Below are 17,526 nucleotides of genomic sequence, written 5' to 3' on the forward strand. Positions count from 1 at the left end.
CCCGGCCGCCGTCCCGTCGGCGGGCCCGACGGGCGCGCCGACGCCGACGCGGCCCGCCCCGCCGGCCGCTTCGCCGAGCAGGGTGGGCCCGGCCGCCCCGAGCACCGGCGGGTCGACCGGGCGTCGCCCCGCCAGCCCGCCGCCGGTGAAGCTGCCGGTCCGGCCGACCGGCACGCCCGGTGCGCGGCAGGTCGTCGACGCGTTCAAGGCCGCCGGGCTGAAGGTGCCGAACCCCCGGGACCGGTCGGTCGAGTGCGGTCCGGACGGGCTCGGCCTGGGCTGCTCCGAGCTGGTCGCCACCGACGCCGTCACCGTCTACGTCTTCCCCGACGAGACCAGCGCCAGCGACGTCGCCGAGACGTGGGGCGGCCAGTCGTTCCGGCGGGGCACGGTGGTGCTCAACTACCTGGAGGCGAAGACCCCCGCCGCCGACCGCGCCCGCTACGAGAAGGTCCTCACGAGCCTTCGCTGACCGTCCGGGCCGGGGCCCCCACCCTCCTCGACTTGCCCTGGCGGGCCCGGCCGGGTCGGCGCGGGGTCAGCCGCGCAGGCGCAGGCCGCGCGGGGTGGCCCGGAAGCCGGCGGCGGTGAGGGCGTCGCGCAGCGGCGAGGAACGCACCGCCTCGCCGTCGGCCCGCTCCACCGACATCGCACCCAACGCGCCGGAGTGGACCGCGTCGGCGAGCGCCTTTCCGGCCGCCGCCAGCAGGTCGGTGTCGTCGGCGAAGGAGAGGATGGTCCGCCCGCCGCGTTCGACGTAGAGCACCAGGTCGCCGGCGACCAGCACCACCACGGCGCCGGCCTTGCGTCCCGCCCGGTGCCCCGTCGCCGGGACGGCCCCGTCGCCCGAGTCGACCACCCGCTCCGGCCAGGGCAGCGCCGCGCCGTACGGGTTGGCCGGATCCGTCGCGGCGAGCACCAGGGCGGGCCCGCCGCGCCCCCGGGAGCCGTCGGTCGGCTCGGCCAACGCCCGGATCCGGTCGACCGCGCCCGGCACCGCGAACTGCGCCGCGCCCAGGCCCTCGACGAAGTAGCCGCGCCGTGCGGCGCCGCGCTCCTCCAGCGCGGAGAGCACCGGGTAGACGGCGGCGAAGCCGCCGGCCACCTGCTCGGCCAGCACCGCGCCCCGGGTCACCACGCCGTGCCGTTCGAGCAGCACGTCGGCCAGGGCCGCGGCGCGACGGGTCGGGTCGGTGTCGCGTTCCGGCAGGCGCGACCAGCGGCCGGCGACGGTCGGCGGGCCGCCACGCGTCGGCAGGGCCACCCGCCCGGGACGCCGGTAGCGGGTGCGCGGCGCGGTGGCCCGGGACTTGTGCGCCCCGCCGCCGCCGAGCGCCGCGCGCAACGGCGCCAGGGTGTCGTTGGTGAGGTGACCGGCCCACACCAGGTCCCAGACGACGGCGGCCAGCGCGGCGTCGTCGGTCGAGCCGACCCGGTCGGACAGCGACCGGAAGAACAGCGCCTGCCCGTCGCCGAGCGCGTCCAGGACCGCGTCGTGCAGCGGGGTGCGGGCGAGCGCCTCGTCGGGCGGGGGAAGCAGCAGCGGGGCGACGTCCGCGTAGGCGAGGGTGACCCAGCCGTCCCCGCCGGAGATGGCCCCGGAGCCGGCCCACAGCACCTCGCCGCTGGCGCAGAGCTCGTCGAGCAGGGCGGGGGAGTAGTCGGCGGCCCGGCCGGGCAGCACCAGCCGTTCCAGCGCCGACGCCGGCACCGCCGCCCCCTGCAACTGCTCCACGGCGGCGGCCACCGCCTCCACCCCCCGCGCGGACGAGCCCACCTGCTGCCAGCGGGGCAGGAACGTGGCCAGCGCGCGGGGCGGCACCGGCTCGATCTCCCGGCGCAGCGCGGCCAGGGAACGGCGGCGCAGCAGCCGCAGCACCTCCGCGTCGCACCACTGGCTGCCGGCCGTGTCGGGGGTGAACTCGCCGGCGACCACCCGCCCGGTGGCGGCGAGCCGGCGCAGCGTCTGCTCGACCACGAAGACGCCGAGCCCGAAGCGGGCGGCGCAGGTGGCGGCGGCGAACGGCCCGTGCGTACGCGCGTAGCGGGCGACCAGGTCACCGAGCGGATCGACCACGGGGGCGAGGTAGGCCTCGGCCACCCCGACGGGCAGGGCCACGCCGAGGGCGTCGCGCAGCCGGGCGGCGTCCTCGATGCCCACCCAGCGCTCCTCGCCGGCGACGCGTACGCGCAGCACCCTCCGCGCCGCCGCCAGCTCGGTCAGCCAGCCGGGGGAGGCGCCCCGCTCGGCCAGCTCCGCCTCGGAGAGGTCGCCGACCACGCGGAGCAGCTCGACCACGTCCTCCGCGTCGCGCGGGCGGCGCTGCTCGGTCAGCCAGCGCAGCTGCCGCTCGGTCTCGGCCAGCACCGCCGGGTCGAGCAGCTCCCGCAGGTCGACCCGGCCGAGCAGCTCGCCGAGGAGGGTCGAGTCCAGTGCCAGCGCGGCGGCCCGGCGCTCGGCCAGCGGCGCGTCGCCCTCGTAGAGGAACGCCCCGACGTAGCCGAAGAGCAGCGACCGGGCGAACGGCGACGGCTGGGCGGTCTCCACCTCGACCAGGCGCACCTTGCGGGCGGCCAGGTCGCGCATCAGCTCGGCCAGCGCCGGCTGGTCGAAGACGTCCTGGAGGCACTCCCGGGCGGCCTCCAGGGTGACCGGGAAGTCGGCGTACTCGCGGGCGACGTCGAGCAGTTGGGCGGCGCGCTGGCGCTGCTGCCACAGCGGTTGGCGGCGCCGTGGGTCGCGCCTGGGCAACAGCAGCGACCGGGCGGCGCACTCGCGGAACCGGGACGCGAAGAGCGCGGACGTGCCGACCGACTCCTCGACGAGCTGGGCGATCTCCTCCGGCTCGAAGACGACCACGTCGGCGCCGGGTGGCTCGTCGGCCGTGTCGGGCAGGCGGACCACGATGCCGTCGTCGGACGGCATCACCTGCGCGTCCACGCCGTAGCGCTCGGCGAGCCGGCGGCCGATGGCCAGCGCCCACGGCCCGTTGACCCGGGCGCCGAGCACGCTGTGCACGGCCAGCCGCCAGTCGCCCAGCTCGTCGCGGAACCGTTCGACCACCACCGTGCGGTCGTCGGGCAGGGACCGGGTGGCGGCGCGCTGTTCGCGCAGGTAGGCCATCAGGTTGCCCGCGGCCCAGTCGTCCAGGCCGCCGGCGCGCAGCGCCGCGACCGCCGTCTCGTCGTCCTGCCGCAGCAGGGTCCGGACCCGGGCGCCGATGGCCCGGCCCAGCTCGACGGGGCGGCCGAGCTGGTCGCCCTTCCAGAACGGCATCTTCGCCGCCTGCCCCGGGGCCGGGGAGACCAGCACCCGGTCGGGGGTGATCTCCTCGATCCGCCAGGACGACGAGCCGAGCAGGAAGACGTCGCCGACCCGGGACTCGTAGACCATCTCCTCGTCCAGCTCACCGACCCGGGCGGCCCGCTCGGCCCCGGCCAGGAAGACGCCGAAGAGCCCCCGGTCGGGGATCGTGCCGCCGCTGGTCACGGCGAGCCGCTGCGCGCCGGGCCGGCCGGTGAGCGTGTCGGTGGCGCGGTCCCAGACCAGCCGGGGCCGCAGCTCCGCGAACGCGGTCGACGGGTAGCGGCCGGAGAGCATGTCGAGCACGGCGTGCAGCGCCGAGTCGGGCAGCTCGGCGAAGGGGGCCGCCCGGCGGACCACGACCGCCAGGTCGTCGACCCGCCACGGCTCCAGCGCCACCATCGCCACGATCTGCTGGGCCAGCACGTCGAGCGGGTTGCGGGGGTGGTGCAGCTCCTCGATGGCCCCGTCGGCCATCCGCTCGGCGACCACGGTGCAGGAGAGCAGGTCGCCCCGGTGCTTGGGGAAGACCACGCCACGGGAGACCGCGCCGACCTGGTGCCCGGCCCGGCCGACCCGCTGCAGCCCGGCGGCCACGCTGGGCGGCGCCTCGATCTGCACCACCAGGTCGACGGCGCCCATGTCGATGCCCAGCTCCAGGCTGGAGGTGGCGACGACGGCGGGCAGCTGCCCGGACTTGAGGGCCTCCTCGATGTGCTTGCGCTCCTCCCGGGAGACGCTGCCGTGGTGGGCGCGGGCGATCACGGGCGGGGCGCCGGCCGCCGCGCCGGCCTGCGCCATCAGCTCCGCGGGCGCCCGCCCGTCGCGCAGCGCGGGCTGCGCGGTTCCGCCGGCGGGCCCTTCGCCGGCCGGCCCTCCGGCGGCCAGCTCCTCGCCGGCCAGCTCGTTGAGCCGGGCGCAGAGGCGCTCGGCGGAACGCCGGGAGTTGGTGAAGACGATGGTCGAACGGTGCGCCCTGACCAGGGAGAAGACCCGCTCCTCCACCGCCGGCCAGATGGAGGCCCGACGGGTGCCGAGACCGCCGAGGTCGTCCTCGGGCGGCGCCTGCTCGTCGAGGCGGGTCATGTCCTGCACCGGGACCTGGACGCTGACCTCGATCGTCTTCGCGCTGGGTGGGGCGACCACGTCGACGGGGCGGGCGCCGCCGAGGAAGCGGGCGCACGCGTCGACCGGCCGGACGGTGGCGGAGAGGCCGATCCGCTGCGCCGGGGCGGGCAGCAGCTCGTCCAGGCGCTCCAGGGACAGTGCGAGGTGGGCCCCGCGTTTCGTGCCGGCGACCGCGTGCACCTCGTCGACGATCACGGTCTGCACGCCGCGCAGGGAGTCGCGGGCGGCGGAGGTGAGCAGCAGGAACAGCGACTCCGGCGTGGTGATGAGGATGTCCGGCGGGGTGCGGGCGAAGGCCCGCCGCTCGTCGGCGGGGGTGTCGCCGGTGCGCATCCCGACGGTGATCTCCGGCGGGGCGACGCCGAGCCGGGTGGCGGCCTGCCGGATGCCCGTCAGGGGTGTGCGCAGGTTGCGCTCGACGTCAACCGCGAGGGCCTTGAGCGGGCTGACGTAGAGCACCCGGCACCGGTGCCGGGGGTCGGCCGGGGCGGGCTCGCGGGCCAGCCGGTCGAGCGACCAGAGGAACGCGGCCAGCGTCTTGCCCGAGCCGGTGGGGGCGACGACCAGCGCGCTGCGCCCCGCCGATACGGAACTCCAGGCGCCGGTCTGGGCGGCGGTGGGCGCGGCGAAGGCGGCGCCGAACCACTCCCGCGTCGCCGCGCCGAACCCCGTCATCGCCGTCGTCACGCCCTCCATCCTGCCCGGGAGGACCGACATCCCGGCCTCCGGCGCGGGAGGGGCCGCCCTGCTCCGGCTCTTCCGAGCCGTTTGCGCGTTTAATCCATTAAGTCTCACTTAACTGCTTGCTCTTGCCCCACAACATAAAGTAACTTCACCCCGAGCGTCAGCCTGGGGTGGAGGATCGGATGGCCGTCGAGCAGCGGAGCTTCGAGCCCGGCACCGACGTGCTCATCCGCAAGGTCGACAGCCACCTCGCCGCCGTCCGCACCGGCCTGTCCGGCCCGGAGCTGGAGCTGGCCGAGCGGCTCGCCGCCGCGCTGCGGGAACTCGTCCTCTCCACCGCGCAGGCCAGCGCCGCCGACCGGGGTCAGGTCCGCGCCGCGGTGCACTACTTCGTGCTGCGGCGGGAGGGCCGGGGCCGACTGCTGCCGGTGCGCTCCCTCGCCGCCGCCCAGCGGGTGGTCAACAAGGTCGTGATCCAGCTCGGCCGCCCCGACCTGCTGGTGGAGCCCCGTCGCGAACGCCGCGCCCCGGAACCCGTCGCCCCGGTGGCCGAGGTCATCGTCGGCTGACCGCCCGCCGGACAGGGACGAATTCGCGCAAAACCGCCCGCCGGGCGACGAACTGGCGTGTGATCGCACCTAGGCGTTCCACCTCCGGCGCGCGCCGCAGCCACCTCGACCGGGAGCGCGGGTGCTCGTACTGCTGATCCTCCACCTCGTGGCGGCCCTCGTCGCGCCGCTGCTCGTCCGGTGGTGGGGTCCCCGCGCCTGCTACGCGCTGGCGCTGGCGCCGGCGGCCGCGTTCGGGTGGGCGCTCGCCCGCACACCCGCCGTCCGCGAGGGCGGCGCGGTGGTCGAGACGTACCCGTGGATCGGTCAGCTCGGCGTCGACCTGGCGCTGCGGCTGACCACCCTGTCCTGGCTGATGGTCCTGCTCGTCGGCGGCGTCGGCGCGCTGGTCCTGGTCTACAGCGCCCACTACTTCGCCCCGCGGTCCGCCGGCGTCGCCCGCTTCGCGGCCGTGCTGGTCGCCTTCGCGGGGGCGATGCTCGGCCTGGTGATCGCCGACGACCTGCTGCTGCTCTACGTGTGCTGGGAACTCACCACGGTCTTCTCGTACCTGCTGATCGGGCACAGCACCGAGCGGCGCTCCAGCAGGTGGGCGGCGGCGCAGGCGCTGACCGTGACCACGCTGGGCGGGCTGGCGATGCTGGTGGGGTTCATCATGCTCGGCGAGCAGGCCGGCACCTACCGCTGGTCGGAGATCGCCGCCACCCCGCCGTCGGGCGGCGCGTACCTCGTCACGGCGGTCCTGCTGATCCTCGCCGGGGCGCTGTCCAAGTCGGCGCTGCTGCCGTTCAGCTCGTGGCTGCCGGTGGCGATGGCGGCGCCGACGCCGGTGAGCGCGTACCTGCACGCCGCCGCGATGGTCAAGGCCGGGGTCTATCTGATCGCGCTGCTCGCCCCGGCGCTGGCGAGCGCCGGCCCGTGGCGGCCGGTGGTCGTGGTCGCGGGCCTGGCCACCATGCTCGCCGGGGGCTGGGCGGCGCTGCGGCAGACCGACCTGAAGCTGCTGCTGGCGTACGGCACGGTCAGCCAGCTCGGCCTGATCGCGGTGGCGGTCGGCGCGGGCACCCCGGACACCGCGCTGGCCGGGGCGGCGATGCTGCTGGCCCACGCCCTGTTCAAGGCGCCGCTCTTCCTCGTCGTGGGCATCATCGACCACGGCGCCGGCACCCGCGACCTGCGGGAGCTGTCGGGGCTCGGCCGCCGCGCCCCGCTGCTCGTCACCGTGACGGTGCTCGCCGCCGCCTCGATGGCCGGACTCCCGCCGCTGGTCGGCTTCGTCGCCAAGGAGGCCGTGCTGGCCGCCTTCACCGACCGGCCCGCCGTCGTCGCCGTCCTGGTGGCCGGCACGGCCCTCACCGTCGCCTACAGCGCCCGGTTCGTCTGGGGCGCGTTCGCCACCCGGCCCGGCGTGGAGCCCACCGTCCTCGGGCGCATCCCCGCGTCGATGCTCGCCCCGCCGGCCCTGCTGGCCGCCGTCGGGCTGGCCGCCGGTCCGGCCGCCGGGATCCTCGACGGCCTGCTCCGCCCGTACGCCGAGCTGTTCGGCGCCGTCGGCAAGGACCTGGCGCTGTGGCACGGCCTCAGCCCGGCCCTCGGCCTCTCCGCGCTCGCCGTGGCCGGCGGGGCGGCGCTGTTCGCGCTGCGCGGCCCGCTCGCCCCGGTGCTGGCCCGGCTGCACGTCCCGGTCACCGGCAACCAGGGGTACGAGTGGCTCACCCGCCGCTTCGACCGGATGGCCATCGAGGTCACCGGCGCGACGCAGCGCGGTTCCCTGCCGCAGTACCTCGGCACCATCCTGCTCGTGCTCACCGTGGTGCCCGGCGGGGCGATGCTGGCAACGCGCCCGTGGCAGGACCGCGTCGCCCTCTGGGACAGCCCGGTGCAGGTCGTGGTGGTGGCGGTGGTGACGGTCGCGGCGGTGCTGGCGGTGGGCGCCCGTCGGCGGCTGACGGCGATGCTGCTGGTGGGCATGACGGGCTACGGCACCGCGATGCTCTTCGTGATCTACGGCGCGCCGGACCTGGCGCTGACCCAGTTCCTGGTCGAGACCGCCACCATCGCGGTGTTCGTGCTGGTCCTGCGACGGTTGCCGGAGCGCTTCTCGGCCCGCCCGAGACGCCGGCGGTGGGTACGCCGCACGATCGGGCTGGCGGTCGGCGTGGTGGTCGGCGGGCTGGCCCTGACCGCCGCCTCGGCCCGGCAGGCGCCCACCATCTCCGACGCGTTCCCCGACCTGGCGGTCACCCAGGGTTACGGCCGCAACGTGGTCAACGTGACCCTGGTCGACATCCGGGCCTGGGACACGATGGGCGAGCTGTCGGTGCTGGTGGTGGCCGCGACCGGCGTGGCCAGCCTGGTCTTCCAGCGGTCCCGGACCGGGCCCCGCCCCCGCCGCCCCGAGCCGCCGAACCGGGTGCAGCGGCCGGGGCACCGGGTCTGGCTGCGCGGCGGGGCGACCCTGCACAAACGGCAGCGTTCGATCGTGCTGGAGGTGGTGACCCGGCTGGTCTTCCACACCGTGGTGGTCTTCTCCCTGTTCCTGCTCTTCTCCGGCCACAACGCGCCGGGCGGCGGCTTCGCCGGCGGCCTGGTGGCGAGCCTGGCGCTGGCCGTGCGCTACCTGGCCGGCGGCCGCTACGAGCTGGCCGAGGCCGCCCCGGTCGGTGCCGGCACGGTGCTCGGCGCCGGCCTGTTCGTCTCGATCGGCACCGGGGCGATCGCCCTGTTCGCGGGCGGGACGGTGCTCGAGAGCGCCCGCATCGACCTGTGGCTGCCGTTGATCGGGAAGTTCTACCTGGTGACGTCCCTCTTCTTCGACGTCGGCGTGTACCTGGTCGTGGTCGGGCTGGTGCTGGACATCCTGCGCAGCCTCGGCGCCGAGGTGGACCGGCACATCGAGGCGGCCGGCGAGCCCGGGGGCGGGCTGCGGGTCGACCGGCAGGGGGAGCGGACGTGAGGACGGGCGTCGCGGGACCGGCCCTGGTGCTGGTCGTCGCCGCCGGGGTGCTGGTCGGCTGCGGGGTCACCCTGCTGCTGGAACGCAGCCTGAGCCGCATCCTGCTCGGCGTCATCATGCTCGGCAACGGCGTCAACGTGCTCATCCTGCTGGGTGGGCGCGCGGGGACCGCCCCGGTGGTCGGCACGGCCCCCGCCGGCACGTTGAGCGACGCGCTGCCGCAGGCCATGGTCCTGACCGCCATCGTGATCACCTTCGGGCTGACCGCGTTCCTGCTGGCGGTGAGCTATCGCAGCTGGTATCTCACGGGGGACGACGAGGTGCCCGACGACATCGAGGACCGGCAGATCAGGGAGGCGGCCGAGCGCAACGAGCTGGCCGCCGCCGACCTCGGCGGCGAGGGCCCGGACGCCGACCCGGAGCAGGTCGACCCGGAGCCGCCGCGCCGGCTCCGGCGTGGGGACGGTTCCGGATGACCGGGTACGCGGGGCGGGGCGCCCGATGAACCGGATCGTGCCGCTGCCCGTGGTGGTGCCGCTGCTGGGCGCGGCGCTGACCCTGCTGCTGGCCCGGTGGCCCGGGCTGCAGCGGGTCGTCAGCGTGACCTGCCTGTCGACGACCCTTGCGGTCGCGGCGGTGCTGCTGGTGCAGGCGCACCGGCACGGACCGGTGGTGGCCCAGGTCGGCGGGTGGCCGGCGCCGGTGGGCATCGTGCTGGTCGCGGACCAGCTCGCCGCGCTGATGCTGGTGATCTCCTCGGCGGTGACCCTGTGCGTGCTGCTCTACTCCGTCGGCCAGGGGCAGGGGGACTTCGGCGAGACCGTCCCGGTGACCATCTACCACCCCACCTACCTGGTGCTGACCGCCGGCGTCACCAACGCCTTCCTCGCCGGCGACCTGTTCAACCTCTTCGTCGGCTTCGAGATCCTGCTGGCCGCGAGCTTCGTGCTGATCACCCTCGGCGGCACCGAGACCCGGATCCGCACCGGCTCGACGTACGTGGTGGTCAGCATCCTGTCCTCGATGATCTTCCTCGCCTCGGTGGGCCTGGTGTACGCGGCCACCGGCACGCTGAACATGGCCCAGCTGGCGCACCGGCTGGACGCGCTGCCCGACGGCGTACGGTTGACCCTGCAGCTCATGCTGCTGCTCGCCTTCGGGATCAAGGCGGCGGTCTTCCCGCTCTCGGCATGGTTGCCGGACAGCTACCCGACGGCGCCGGCCCCCGTCACGGCGGTCTTCGCCGGCCTGCTCACCAAGGTCGGCGTCTACGCGATCATCCGCACCGAGACGCTGCTGTTCCCCGGCGGTCAGCTCGCCGGGCTGCTGATGGTGGTGGCCGGGCTGACCATGGTGGTCGGCATCCTCGGCGCGGTGGCGCAGTCGGACATGAAGCGGCTCTTCTCGTTCACCCTGGTCAGCCACATCGGCTACATGATCTTCGGGGTGGGGCTGAGCACGGTCGCCGGGCTCTCCGGCGCGATCTTCTACGTGGTGCACCACATCACCATCCAGACCACACTGTTCCTGGTCACCGGGCTGGTCGAGGAGCGGGCCGGCAGCACCGACCTGCGCCGCCTCGGCGGCCTGGCCCGGGTGGCGCCGCTGCTCGGCATCCTCTTCTTCGTCCCGGCCATGAACCTCGCCGGCATACCGCCCTTCTCCGGGTTCCTCGGCAAGCTCGGCCTGCTGCAGGCCGGGGTCTCGGCGGGCGGGCCGCTGCCCGGTGTGCTGGTCGTGGCGGGCACGGTGACGAGCCTGCTCACCCTCTACGTGGCCTCCCGGGTGTGGAACATCGCCTTCTGGCGGGCGCCCCAGCTGGCCACCACCGCCCCGGTCGTGCGCCTGCCCGCGCTGATGGTCGGCGCGACGATCGCGCTCGTCGGGCTGGGCCTGGCGCTGACCGTCGTCGCGGGACCGCTGTTCGGCGTCACCGCCGAGGCGGCGGCCGACCTGCGCGAGCGCACCCCGTACATCCGTTCCGTGCTGCCGGTCGGTGCGCCGTGACCCCGGCGTCCGAGGCGCCGCCGCGCGGGCGGGGACGGCGCCGGGACCGGCTGATCGCGTTCGGCTGGCTGGTGCTGGTCTGGAGCCTGTTCTGGGGCGACTTCTCCTGGGGCAACCTCGCGGGCGGGGTGCTGGTGGCCGGTGCCGTGCTGGTGTTCTTCCCCCTGCCGCCGGTGAGTTTCGGCGGCCGACTGCGCCCCGGACCGCTGCTGGTCTTCGCCGTGCGCTTCGCCGCCGAGCTGGTCAGCGCCAGCGCGCACGTCGCCTGGGTCGCGGTGCAGCCCGGTTACCGGCCCCGGGGAGCGATCATCGGGGTCCGCCTGCGGGTGCGCACCGACCTGAACCTCGCGCTCACCGCCGAGGCGATCTCGCTGGTGCCGGGCACGCTGATCGTCGAGGTGGACCGGGACGCCGGGGTCCTCTACGTGCACGTGTTCGACACCCACGGACCGCAGGACATCGATGGCAGCCGGCGGCGGATCCTCACCGTCGAGCGGCGGATCGTCCGCGCGGTCGGCTCCGTCGCGGAGGTCCGCAGGGTGAGCGCCGATCCCGTCGAGAGGGGACCCGACCCGTGACCACGTTCCTCGCCGTCATCCTCACCACCCTGCTCTCGGTGACCGCGATGCTGGCCCTGATCCGCCTCTACCGGGGGCCGTCGCTGATCGACCGGGTGGTCGCGGCCGACATGCTGCTCGCCACCCTGGTCGCCGCGGTCGGCGCGGAGGCCGCCGTGCACCGCCACGCCACCACCCTGCCGGTGCTGGTGGCGATCTCCATGCTCGGCTTCGTCGGATCGGTGTCGCTGGTCCGCTTCGCCGTCCGCGAGGGCGGCGGGGAGGCCTGATGTGGGGCACGCTGGCCGACTGGCTGGGCGGCGGCTGCCTGGTGGCCGGCGCCCTGCTGAGCCTCGCCGCCGGGATCGGGGTGCTGCGCTTCCCCGGCACGCTGGACCGGATGCACGCCGCGACCAAGCCGCAGGTGCTCGGGGTGCTGCTCCTGCTGCTCGGCCTGGCGTTGCGGCTGCGTACGCCGGCCGATCTGGGCATGGTGGCGCTGGTCGGGGTCTTCCAGCTCGCCACCGCCCCGGTGGCGGCGCAGATGATCGGCCGGGCCGCGTACCGCACCGGCCGGGTCGATCCGGCCCTGCTCGACGCCGACGAACTCGCCGACCGCTGAGCGCCGACGCCGGGACCGCCAGCCGCGCGGCGGCGGCCGTGGACGACGCGCGGACCACCCGGCTGACGCGGGGACGGCCTCCCGCCGGCCCCCGGGGTGCCCGCAACGTCGGGATGCCTTCGGCACACCTTCAGCGGATATCCAGCCGATCCCGATAAAATGGGCCGCATGATCGACTCTTCTGCCCAGGAGGGCAGCAGTAGCCAGCCGGGTCGTGCCCGGCACATCCCGACCCCGACGTCCCCGGGAGCCCTGAGCGACCCGTGTTGATCGTCGTTGGTCTTCTCCTCATCATCGTTCTCACCGTCGCCACGGGTTACTTCGTGGCCCAGGAGTTCGGCTACGTCGCCGTGGACCGGGGCCGGCTCAAGCAGCTCGCCGACGACGGCGACAAGGCCGCCGTCCGGGCGCTGGAGGTGACCGGACGCCTGTCGTTCATGCTCTCCGGCGCACAGCTCGGCATCACCGTCACCGCCCTGCTGGTCGGTTACGTCGCCGAGCCGTTCCTCGGCGCCGGGCTGACCGAACTGCTCGGGGGCGCCGGCGTCTCCGCGGCCGTCAGCCTGCCGCTCTCGGTCGCCCTCGCCCTGGTCATCGCCACCCTCGTGCAGATGGTCCTGGGCGAGCTGGCCCCGAAGAACCTCGCCCTCGCGCGGGCCGAGTCCCTCGCGAAGGCCCTGAGCCGCTCCACCCTGATCTACCTCAAGATCGCCGGTCCGCTGATCAAGCTCTTCGACCGGGCCGCGGTCCGGCTGCTCCGTCGCATCGGCATCGAGCCGATCGAGGAGCTGCCCAGCGGCGCCACCCCGCAGGACCTGGAGCAGATCATCGCCGAGTCCCGCCAGGAGGGGCACCTGACCGCCGAGATGTCGACGCTGCTCGACCGGGGGCTCGACTTCCGGGGGCTGACCGCGGGCGAGGCCATGGTGCCCCGCGTCGACGTGCACACCGTACGCGCGCACGAGCCGCTCAGCCGGGTGGTCGAGCTGCTGGACACCGGCAAGTCCCGCTTCCCCGTACGCGGTACCGAGGGCGTCGACGACCTGGTCGGCGTCGTCGGCATCGCCGACGTGCTCGGCGTACCCCCGGAGAAGCGCGCGAGCACCCCGGTCAGCGCGGTCGCCGGGCCTCCGCTGCTGGTGCCGGAGACCCTGCCGCTGCCGACGGTGCTGGACCGGCTGCGCTCCGGCCACCGGCAGCTCGCCTGCGTGGTCGACGAGTACGGCGGCTTCGCCGGCGTCATCACGCTGGAGGACATCGCCGAGGAACTCGTCGGCCCGATCCGGGACGAGGACGATCCGCCGGAGCGGGCTCCGGCCCGTCAGGAGGACGGTTCCTGGGTGGTGCCGGCGCGCTGGCGTATCGACGAGGTCGCCGACAGCACCGGCATCGCGCTGCCCGAGGCCCCGGAGTACGACACGCTCTCCGGCCTGGTCATGCGGGAGCTGGGACGGGTGCCCGAGGTCGGTGACCGACTGGAGATCGGCCTCCCGGCCGATGGTGAGGACGGCGCGCAGGAGCGCGCGCTGGTCGAGGTGCTGGCCGTCGACCGGCACGTGGCCGACTCGGTCCGGCTGCGGATCGCCGCGCCGGGGGAGGTGTCCGCATGAGCCCCGGGATCGCGCTGTTCACGTCGGTGATCCTGCTGGCGTTGAACGGGTTCTTCGTGGCCGCCGAGTTCGCCCTGGTGGCCAGCAAGCGTTACCGGCTGGAGCACGCGGCCGCCGGTGGCGGCCGGGCCGCCCGGGCGGCGTTGGACGGCGTACGCGAGCTGTCGTTGATGCTCGCCGGCGCGCAGCTCGGCATCACGCTCTGCACCCTGGGGCTCGGCGCGCTCGCCGAACCGGCGATCGAGCGACTGCTGAGCCCGCTGCTGCACGCGGTCGGGCTGCCGACCGCCGCGAGTCACGTGGTCGCGCTGATCTTCGCGCTCAGCGTCGTGACCTTCCTGCACCTGGTGGTGGGGGAGATGGCGCCGAAGTCCTGGGCGATCACCGACGCGGAGCGCTCGGCGGTGCTGCTGGCGCTGCCGTTCCGTGCCTTCGCGCGGGTCGCCCGCCCGGTGCTGTCGGTGATGAACGCCCTGGCCAACGCGATGCTGCGGCTGGTCAAGGTCAACCCGCAGGACCAGCTCGCCCAGGTGCACGGCCCGGACGAGCTGCGCATGCTGCTGGAGCAGTCGCGCGAGCACGGGCTGCTGGGCGCGGAGCAGCACCAGATGCTGACCAGCATGCTGGAGTTGCAGGGCACCACGGTGGCCCAGGTGATGGAGCCGTTCGACCAGATGGTGACGGTGCGCCGTGACGAGGGGGCCGACCGCGTCGAGCAGGTCAGCCGGGACAGCGGCCGGTCGCGGCTGGCCGTGCTGGACGCCAACGGCGACGTCTGCGGCCTGGTCCACGTCCGGGAGGCGGTGCGGGCCACCACCACCGGGCGCGTGGTCACCGCCGCCGAACTGATGACCAACGCGCTCACCCTGCCGGCCTCGGCGTCGGTGACCGACGCTGTGGCGGAGATGCGCGCCCGGCAGTCGCAGCTCGCGTTGGTGCGCAACGGCGGCGGGCCGACCCGGCCGGTCGGGTTCGTCGCGCTGGAGGACCTGCTGGAGGAGGTCATCGGCGAGTTCGACGACGAGACCGACCCGGTGCCGCGCGGGCGACGCATGAGATGAGACCGGATAGGTGGCCGCTGTTCGCCGAAGTCGGGGCGGCCACCCGCGGGGTCCGCGACCATGGAGAGGGCCCGCGCGAGGTCCGCGACCATGTAGGGGCCCCGCGCGAGGTCCGCGACCGTGGGGTGGCCGAGCTCGGCCGGTGGCGGACGGGGGAGTGCCGTGCGGTTGACGGGGGTGTCACCCGAGTCCGGCTGGACCGGCCTGTCGGTGCGCACGGCCCTGGCGAACCCGAGCACCCGCCCCGGGCTGCCCCTGCCGGGGCGGGTCACCGTCCTCGCCGGCTCCACCGACGTACCCGTGCTGCACGTCCGGCTCGGCCTGGTCACCACGGCCGAGCCGGACGATCCGGAGGCGCCCCGTCGCCTGGTGCAGTTCCACCAGGCGACGGTGGCCGACGGTTTCGTGCTGCGGGCCGGTCGGGGCCGCTCGATACCGTTCGAGTTGCCGCTGCCGTGGGAGACCCCGGTCACCGTGTTCGGCGGGGTTCCGCTGCTCAGCCTGCGGATGGGGCTGCGTACGGAGGTGGCGGTCGAGCCCCGGCTCGACCAGGGCGCGATGGTGCCGGTCTTCGTGCATCCGCTGCCCACCCAGGCGCACGTCCTGGCGGCTCTCGACACGCTCGGCTTCAGCATGCGCCAGGCCGGCCTGGTCGACGGGCGGCTGCCCGGGGTGGCGCAGACCCTGCCGCTGCACCAGCGGCTGGGCTACTGGGTGGCGCCGCTCTACGCCGGGCCGATCACCGAGCTGGAGCTGATCTTCATCGCCGACCCGGCGAGCCTGGAGGTCATCCTGTGGATGGACCGGCGGCTGGCCCTCGCCGGGATCACCCACCAGAGCATCAGCCGCTTCCGGGTCTGGCACACCGGCGCCGACCGGCGGGACTGGATCGCGACCGTGGACGCCTGGCTGCGCACGGCGATCAACCGGCACGCCGCCGCCGCCGCGCACGCCGACTGGTCCGCGGCCGTCTCCGAGTCCGCGCACGTCAGCCGGCCGCCGGACGAGCCGATCCACCCCGGCTTCGGTCTGGGCGGCTCCGGCTCCGGTGGCGGCGGGGGCGGCGGCGACGGCACCTGACCCCGGCCGGGTCAGGCGGTGGCCGTGGCCAGCTTGAGGCTGAAGCCGAGGAAGAGCGCGGCGACGCCGGTGGTGGCGCCGGCCGCCAGGCGGTGGCGCTGACGGAACTGGGCCGCCAGGAACGTGCCCGTGAAGATCAGCGCGGTCAGGTAGAGCACGCTGGCGACCTGGGCGATCAGCCCGAGCAGCAGGAACGACAGCGCCGGCCAGGCGTAGGCCGGGTCCACGAACTGGATGAAGAACGAGACGAAGAAGAGGATCGCCTTCGGGTTGAGCAGGCTGATCACCAACGCCTTGCGGAAGGGGCTGCGCATCGCCGCCGGCTCCGCGGCGTCGATGAGCCGCGGGGCGGCGGAGTCGTTGCGCGTCCGCCAGCGTCGCCACGCGCCGCGCAGCATCGTCGACCCCACATAGCCGAGGTACGCGGCGCCGGCGTACTTGACCACGAGGAAGATCGGCGGGTACGCCTGGACCAGCGACGCCACGCCGGCGGCGGAGAGGAACATCAGCACCCCGTCGCCGACGAAGACCCCGCCGGCCGCCCGGTAGCCGGCCGCCACGCCCCGTTGCGCGGCGGTGGAGAGCACGAAGAGGGAGTTGGGCCCGGGCAGCAGAACGATCGCCACGGTGCCCAGCACGTACGTCCAGATGTCGGTGATGCCCAGCACGCCCGCCATCATGGGGCCACGGGTGCCGCCCGGCGAAGCCTTTCCCGGAGCGTGACCTGTGCGTTCGGCCACTCGTCGACGGTCATCGAATACTGCACGGTGTCCCGCCAGGAGCCGTCCGGGCGGAGCCGGTGCCGGCGCAGCACCCCCTCGCGGGACGCGCCGAGGCGCTCGATCGCCCGCTGCGAACGCTCGTTGCGGATGTCGGTGTGCCAGACCACCCGCACCGCACCGAGCTCCTCGAAGGCGCGGCCGAGCAGCAGCAGCTTCGCCTCCGTGTTGATCCCGGTGCGCCACCAGGGGCGGCCCAGCCAGGTGTAGCCGATCGCGACCGCCCGGCGCTCCGGGTCCACCTCGTAGAAGGAGGTGGTGCCGACCACCGCGCCGGTCACCGCGCAGCGCTGCACCCAGGGCACCCGCTCGCCCCGCCGGTACGCGGCCAGCGCGGCGGCGATCCCGTCGGCGGTGCCGGCGGCGTCGACCGGCTGCGGGCCGCCCAGGTGCCGCCAGACCTCCGGGTCGGCGGTCGCGGCGTGCAGCTCGTCGGCGTGCGCGAGGTCGAGCGGTTCCAGCAGCACGTGTTCCCCGCGCAGCACCGCCGGGTCGAGCCACGGCGACGTCTGCGGCCGCAGGTACGCCGGCACCGGCACGCCCACCCCGGCGTCGGGCTCGGGTGGCCCGGCGGTCAGCCGCAGCGGCACCACGCCGGCCCAGTGCGGCAGGACGAGATCGGCCTCCTCGTCGCGTACGCCGCCGGTGCGGGCGCGCACCGACACCTCGCGCAGCGGCAGGGCGAGCACGGCCGTCTCCGCCAGTTCCCGGCGCGACGGGGGACGGCTGTCGACGCTGCGTCCCGCGGCGGCCTTCTCCACCAGGGCGGTCAGCACCCGCAGCTTCTCCCGATCGTCGGTGACCAGGCGCGCGGTGCCGTGCGCCACCACCGAGCGGTAGTTGGCGCTGTGGTGGAACTGCGAGCGGCCGTAGACGAGGCCGTCGAGCAGGGTGACCGCGACGCAGACCGCCAGCCCGTCGCCCCGGGCGGCGAGCAGCGGCCGGCTACCCGTGGAACCGTGCAGGTAGAGGGTGTCGCCCACGCGTACGTGCAGGGTGGGCAGCACCCGGGGCTCCCCGTCGACGGTGAACCCGAACGCGCAGTCGTACGCCTCGTCGAGGACGGCGTGCGCGGCGGCCTCGTCGTAGCTCATCCGCTCCCGCGAGCGGCTGGCGGTGGTCCGGTCGGTGGGTGCGTACATGGCTCGACCTTTGTTCTAGTACAATCC

General features: G+C 74.9%; 14 protein-coding genes. 11 read left to right on the top strand and 3 right to left on the bottom strand.

Annotated elements, in window-relative coordinates; genetic code table 11:
- The first annotated feature begins 145 nt into the window (after window positions 1-145).
- Complete coding sequence (locus V6U77_RS23595) at window positions 146-472, top strand: hypothetical protein (RefSeq protein WP_334608818.1); 327 nt, start codon at window positions 146-148, stop codon at window positions 470-472.
- A 66-nt stretch (window positions 473-538) separates the two neighbouring features.
- On the opposite strand, the gene V6U77_RS23600 is transcribed toward V6U77_RS23595, so the two are convergent.
- Window positions 539-5,128: an ATP-dependent helicase gene (locus V6U77_RS23600; protein ID WP_442934493.1), complete on the bottom strand. Its 4,590-nt coding sequence runs from the start codon at window positions 5,126-5,128 to the stop codon at window positions 539-541.
- Window positions 5,129-5,298: 170 nt separating this feature from the next.
- Here V6U77_RS23600 and V6U77_RS23605 point away from each other — a divergent pair, with 170 nt between their 5' ends.
- The 10 genes from V6U77_RS23605 to V6U77_RS23650 all read left to right on the top strand — a co-directional run bounded on the left by V6U77_RS23605 (window position 5,299) and on the right by V6U77_RS23650 (window position 15,578).
- The gene (locus V6U77_RS23605) at window positions 5,299-5,685 is read left to right on the top strand and encodes a hypothetical protein (protein ID WP_334608819.1); all 387 of its coding nucleotides are present in this window, start codon (window positions 5,299-5,301) and stop codon (window positions 5,683-5,685) included.
- A 121-nt stretch (window positions 5,686-5,806) separates the two neighbouring features.
- The gene (locus tag V6U77_RS23610; RefSeq protein WP_334608820.1) at window positions 5,807-8,641 is read left to right on the top strand and encodes a Na+/H+ antiporter subunit A; all 2,835 of its coding nucleotides are present in this window, start codon (window positions 5,807-5,809) and stop codon (window positions 8,639-8,641) included.
- Window positions 8,638-9,117, top strand: coding sequence for a Na(+)/H(+) antiporter subunit C (locus tag V6U77_RS23615; protein WP_334608821.1), 480 nt, complete (start codon window positions 8,638-8,640; stop codon window positions 9,115-9,117). The genes V6U77_RS23610 and V6U77_RS23615 overlap by 4 nt, the downstream gene beginning before the upstream one ends.
- 25 nt (window positions 9,118-9,142) lie before the next feature.
- Window positions 9,143-10,648: a Na+/H+ antiporter subunit D gene (locus V6U77_RS23620; protein WP_334608822.1), complete on the top strand. Its 1,506-nt coding sequence runs from the start codon at window positions 9,143-9,145 to the stop codon at window positions 10,646-10,648.
- The gene (locus V6U77_RS23625) at window positions 10,645-11,226 is read left to right on the top strand and encodes a Na+/H+ antiporter subunit E (RefSeq protein ID WP_334608823.1); all 582 of its coding nucleotides are present in this window, start codon (window positions 10,645-10,647) and stop codon (window positions 11,224-11,226) included. The genes V6U77_RS23620 and V6U77_RS23625 overlap by 4 nt, the downstream gene beginning before the upstream one ends.
- The gene (locus V6U77_RS23630) at window positions 11,223-11,495 is read left to right on the top strand and encodes a monovalent cation/H+ antiporter complex subunit F (RefSeq protein ID WP_334608824.1); all 273 of its coding nucleotides are present in this window, start codon (window positions 11,223-11,225) and stop codon (window positions 11,493-11,495) included. Before V6U77_RS23625 ends, V6U77_RS23630 begins: the two co-directional genes overlap by 4 nt.
- A complete protein-coding gene (gene mnhG, locus V6U77_RS23635) occupies window positions 11,495-11,827 on the top strand; it encodes a monovalent cation/H(+) antiporter subunit G (protein WP_334608825.1) in 333 nt (110 codons plus the stop codon). Before V6U77_RS23630 ends, mnhG begins: the two co-directional genes overlap by 1 nt.
- Window positions 11,828-12,090: 263 nt before the next feature.
- Window positions 12,091-13,437, top strand: a complete 1,347-nt coding sequence (locus V6U77_RS23640; RefSeq protein ID WP_334608826.1) for a hemolysin family protein — start codon at window positions 12,091-12,093, stop codon at window positions 13,435-13,437.
- A complete protein-coding gene (locus V6U77_RS23645; RefSeq protein WP_334608827.1) occupies window positions 13,434-14,498 on the top strand; it encodes a hemolysin family protein in 1,065 nt (354 codons plus the stop codon). The genes V6U77_RS23640 and V6U77_RS23645 overlap by 4 nt, the downstream gene beginning before the upstream one ends.
- Window positions 14,499-14,660: 162 nt before the next feature.
- Window positions 14,661-15,578 carry a sporulation protein gene (locus tag V6U77_RS23650; protein ID WP_334608828.1) on the top strand — a complete coding sequence of 306 codons (918 nt, stop codon included), beginning with the start codon at window positions 14,661-14,663 and terminating at the stop codon, window positions 15,576-15,578.
- An 11-nt stretch (window positions 15,579-15,589) separates the two neighbouring features.
- Here the strand turns inward: V6U77_RS23650 and leuE are convergent, their stop codons facing one another.
- Both leuE and V6U77_RS23660 read right to left on the bottom strand, forming a co-directional pair.
- A complete protein-coding gene (leuE, locus tag V6U77_RS23655; protein ID WP_334608829.1) occupies window positions 15,590-16,258 on the bottom strand; it encodes a leucine efflux protein LeuE in 669 nt (222 codons plus the stop codon).
- A complete protein-coding gene (locus V6U77_RS23660; protein ID WP_334608830.1) occupies window positions 16,255-17,499 on the bottom strand; it encodes a bifunctional pyridoxamine 5'-phosphate oxidase family protein/GNAT family N-acetyltransferase in 1,245 nt (414 codons plus the stop codon). Before V6U77_RS23660 ends, leuE begins: the two co-directional genes overlap by 4 nt.
- Window positions 17,500-17,526 lie beyond the last annotated feature (27 nt).

This window comes from Micromonospora sp. CPCC 205546, from assembly GCF_036902715.1.
Lineage (GTDB): Bacteria > Actinomycetota > Actinomycetes > Mycobacteriales > Micromonosporaceae > Micromonospora.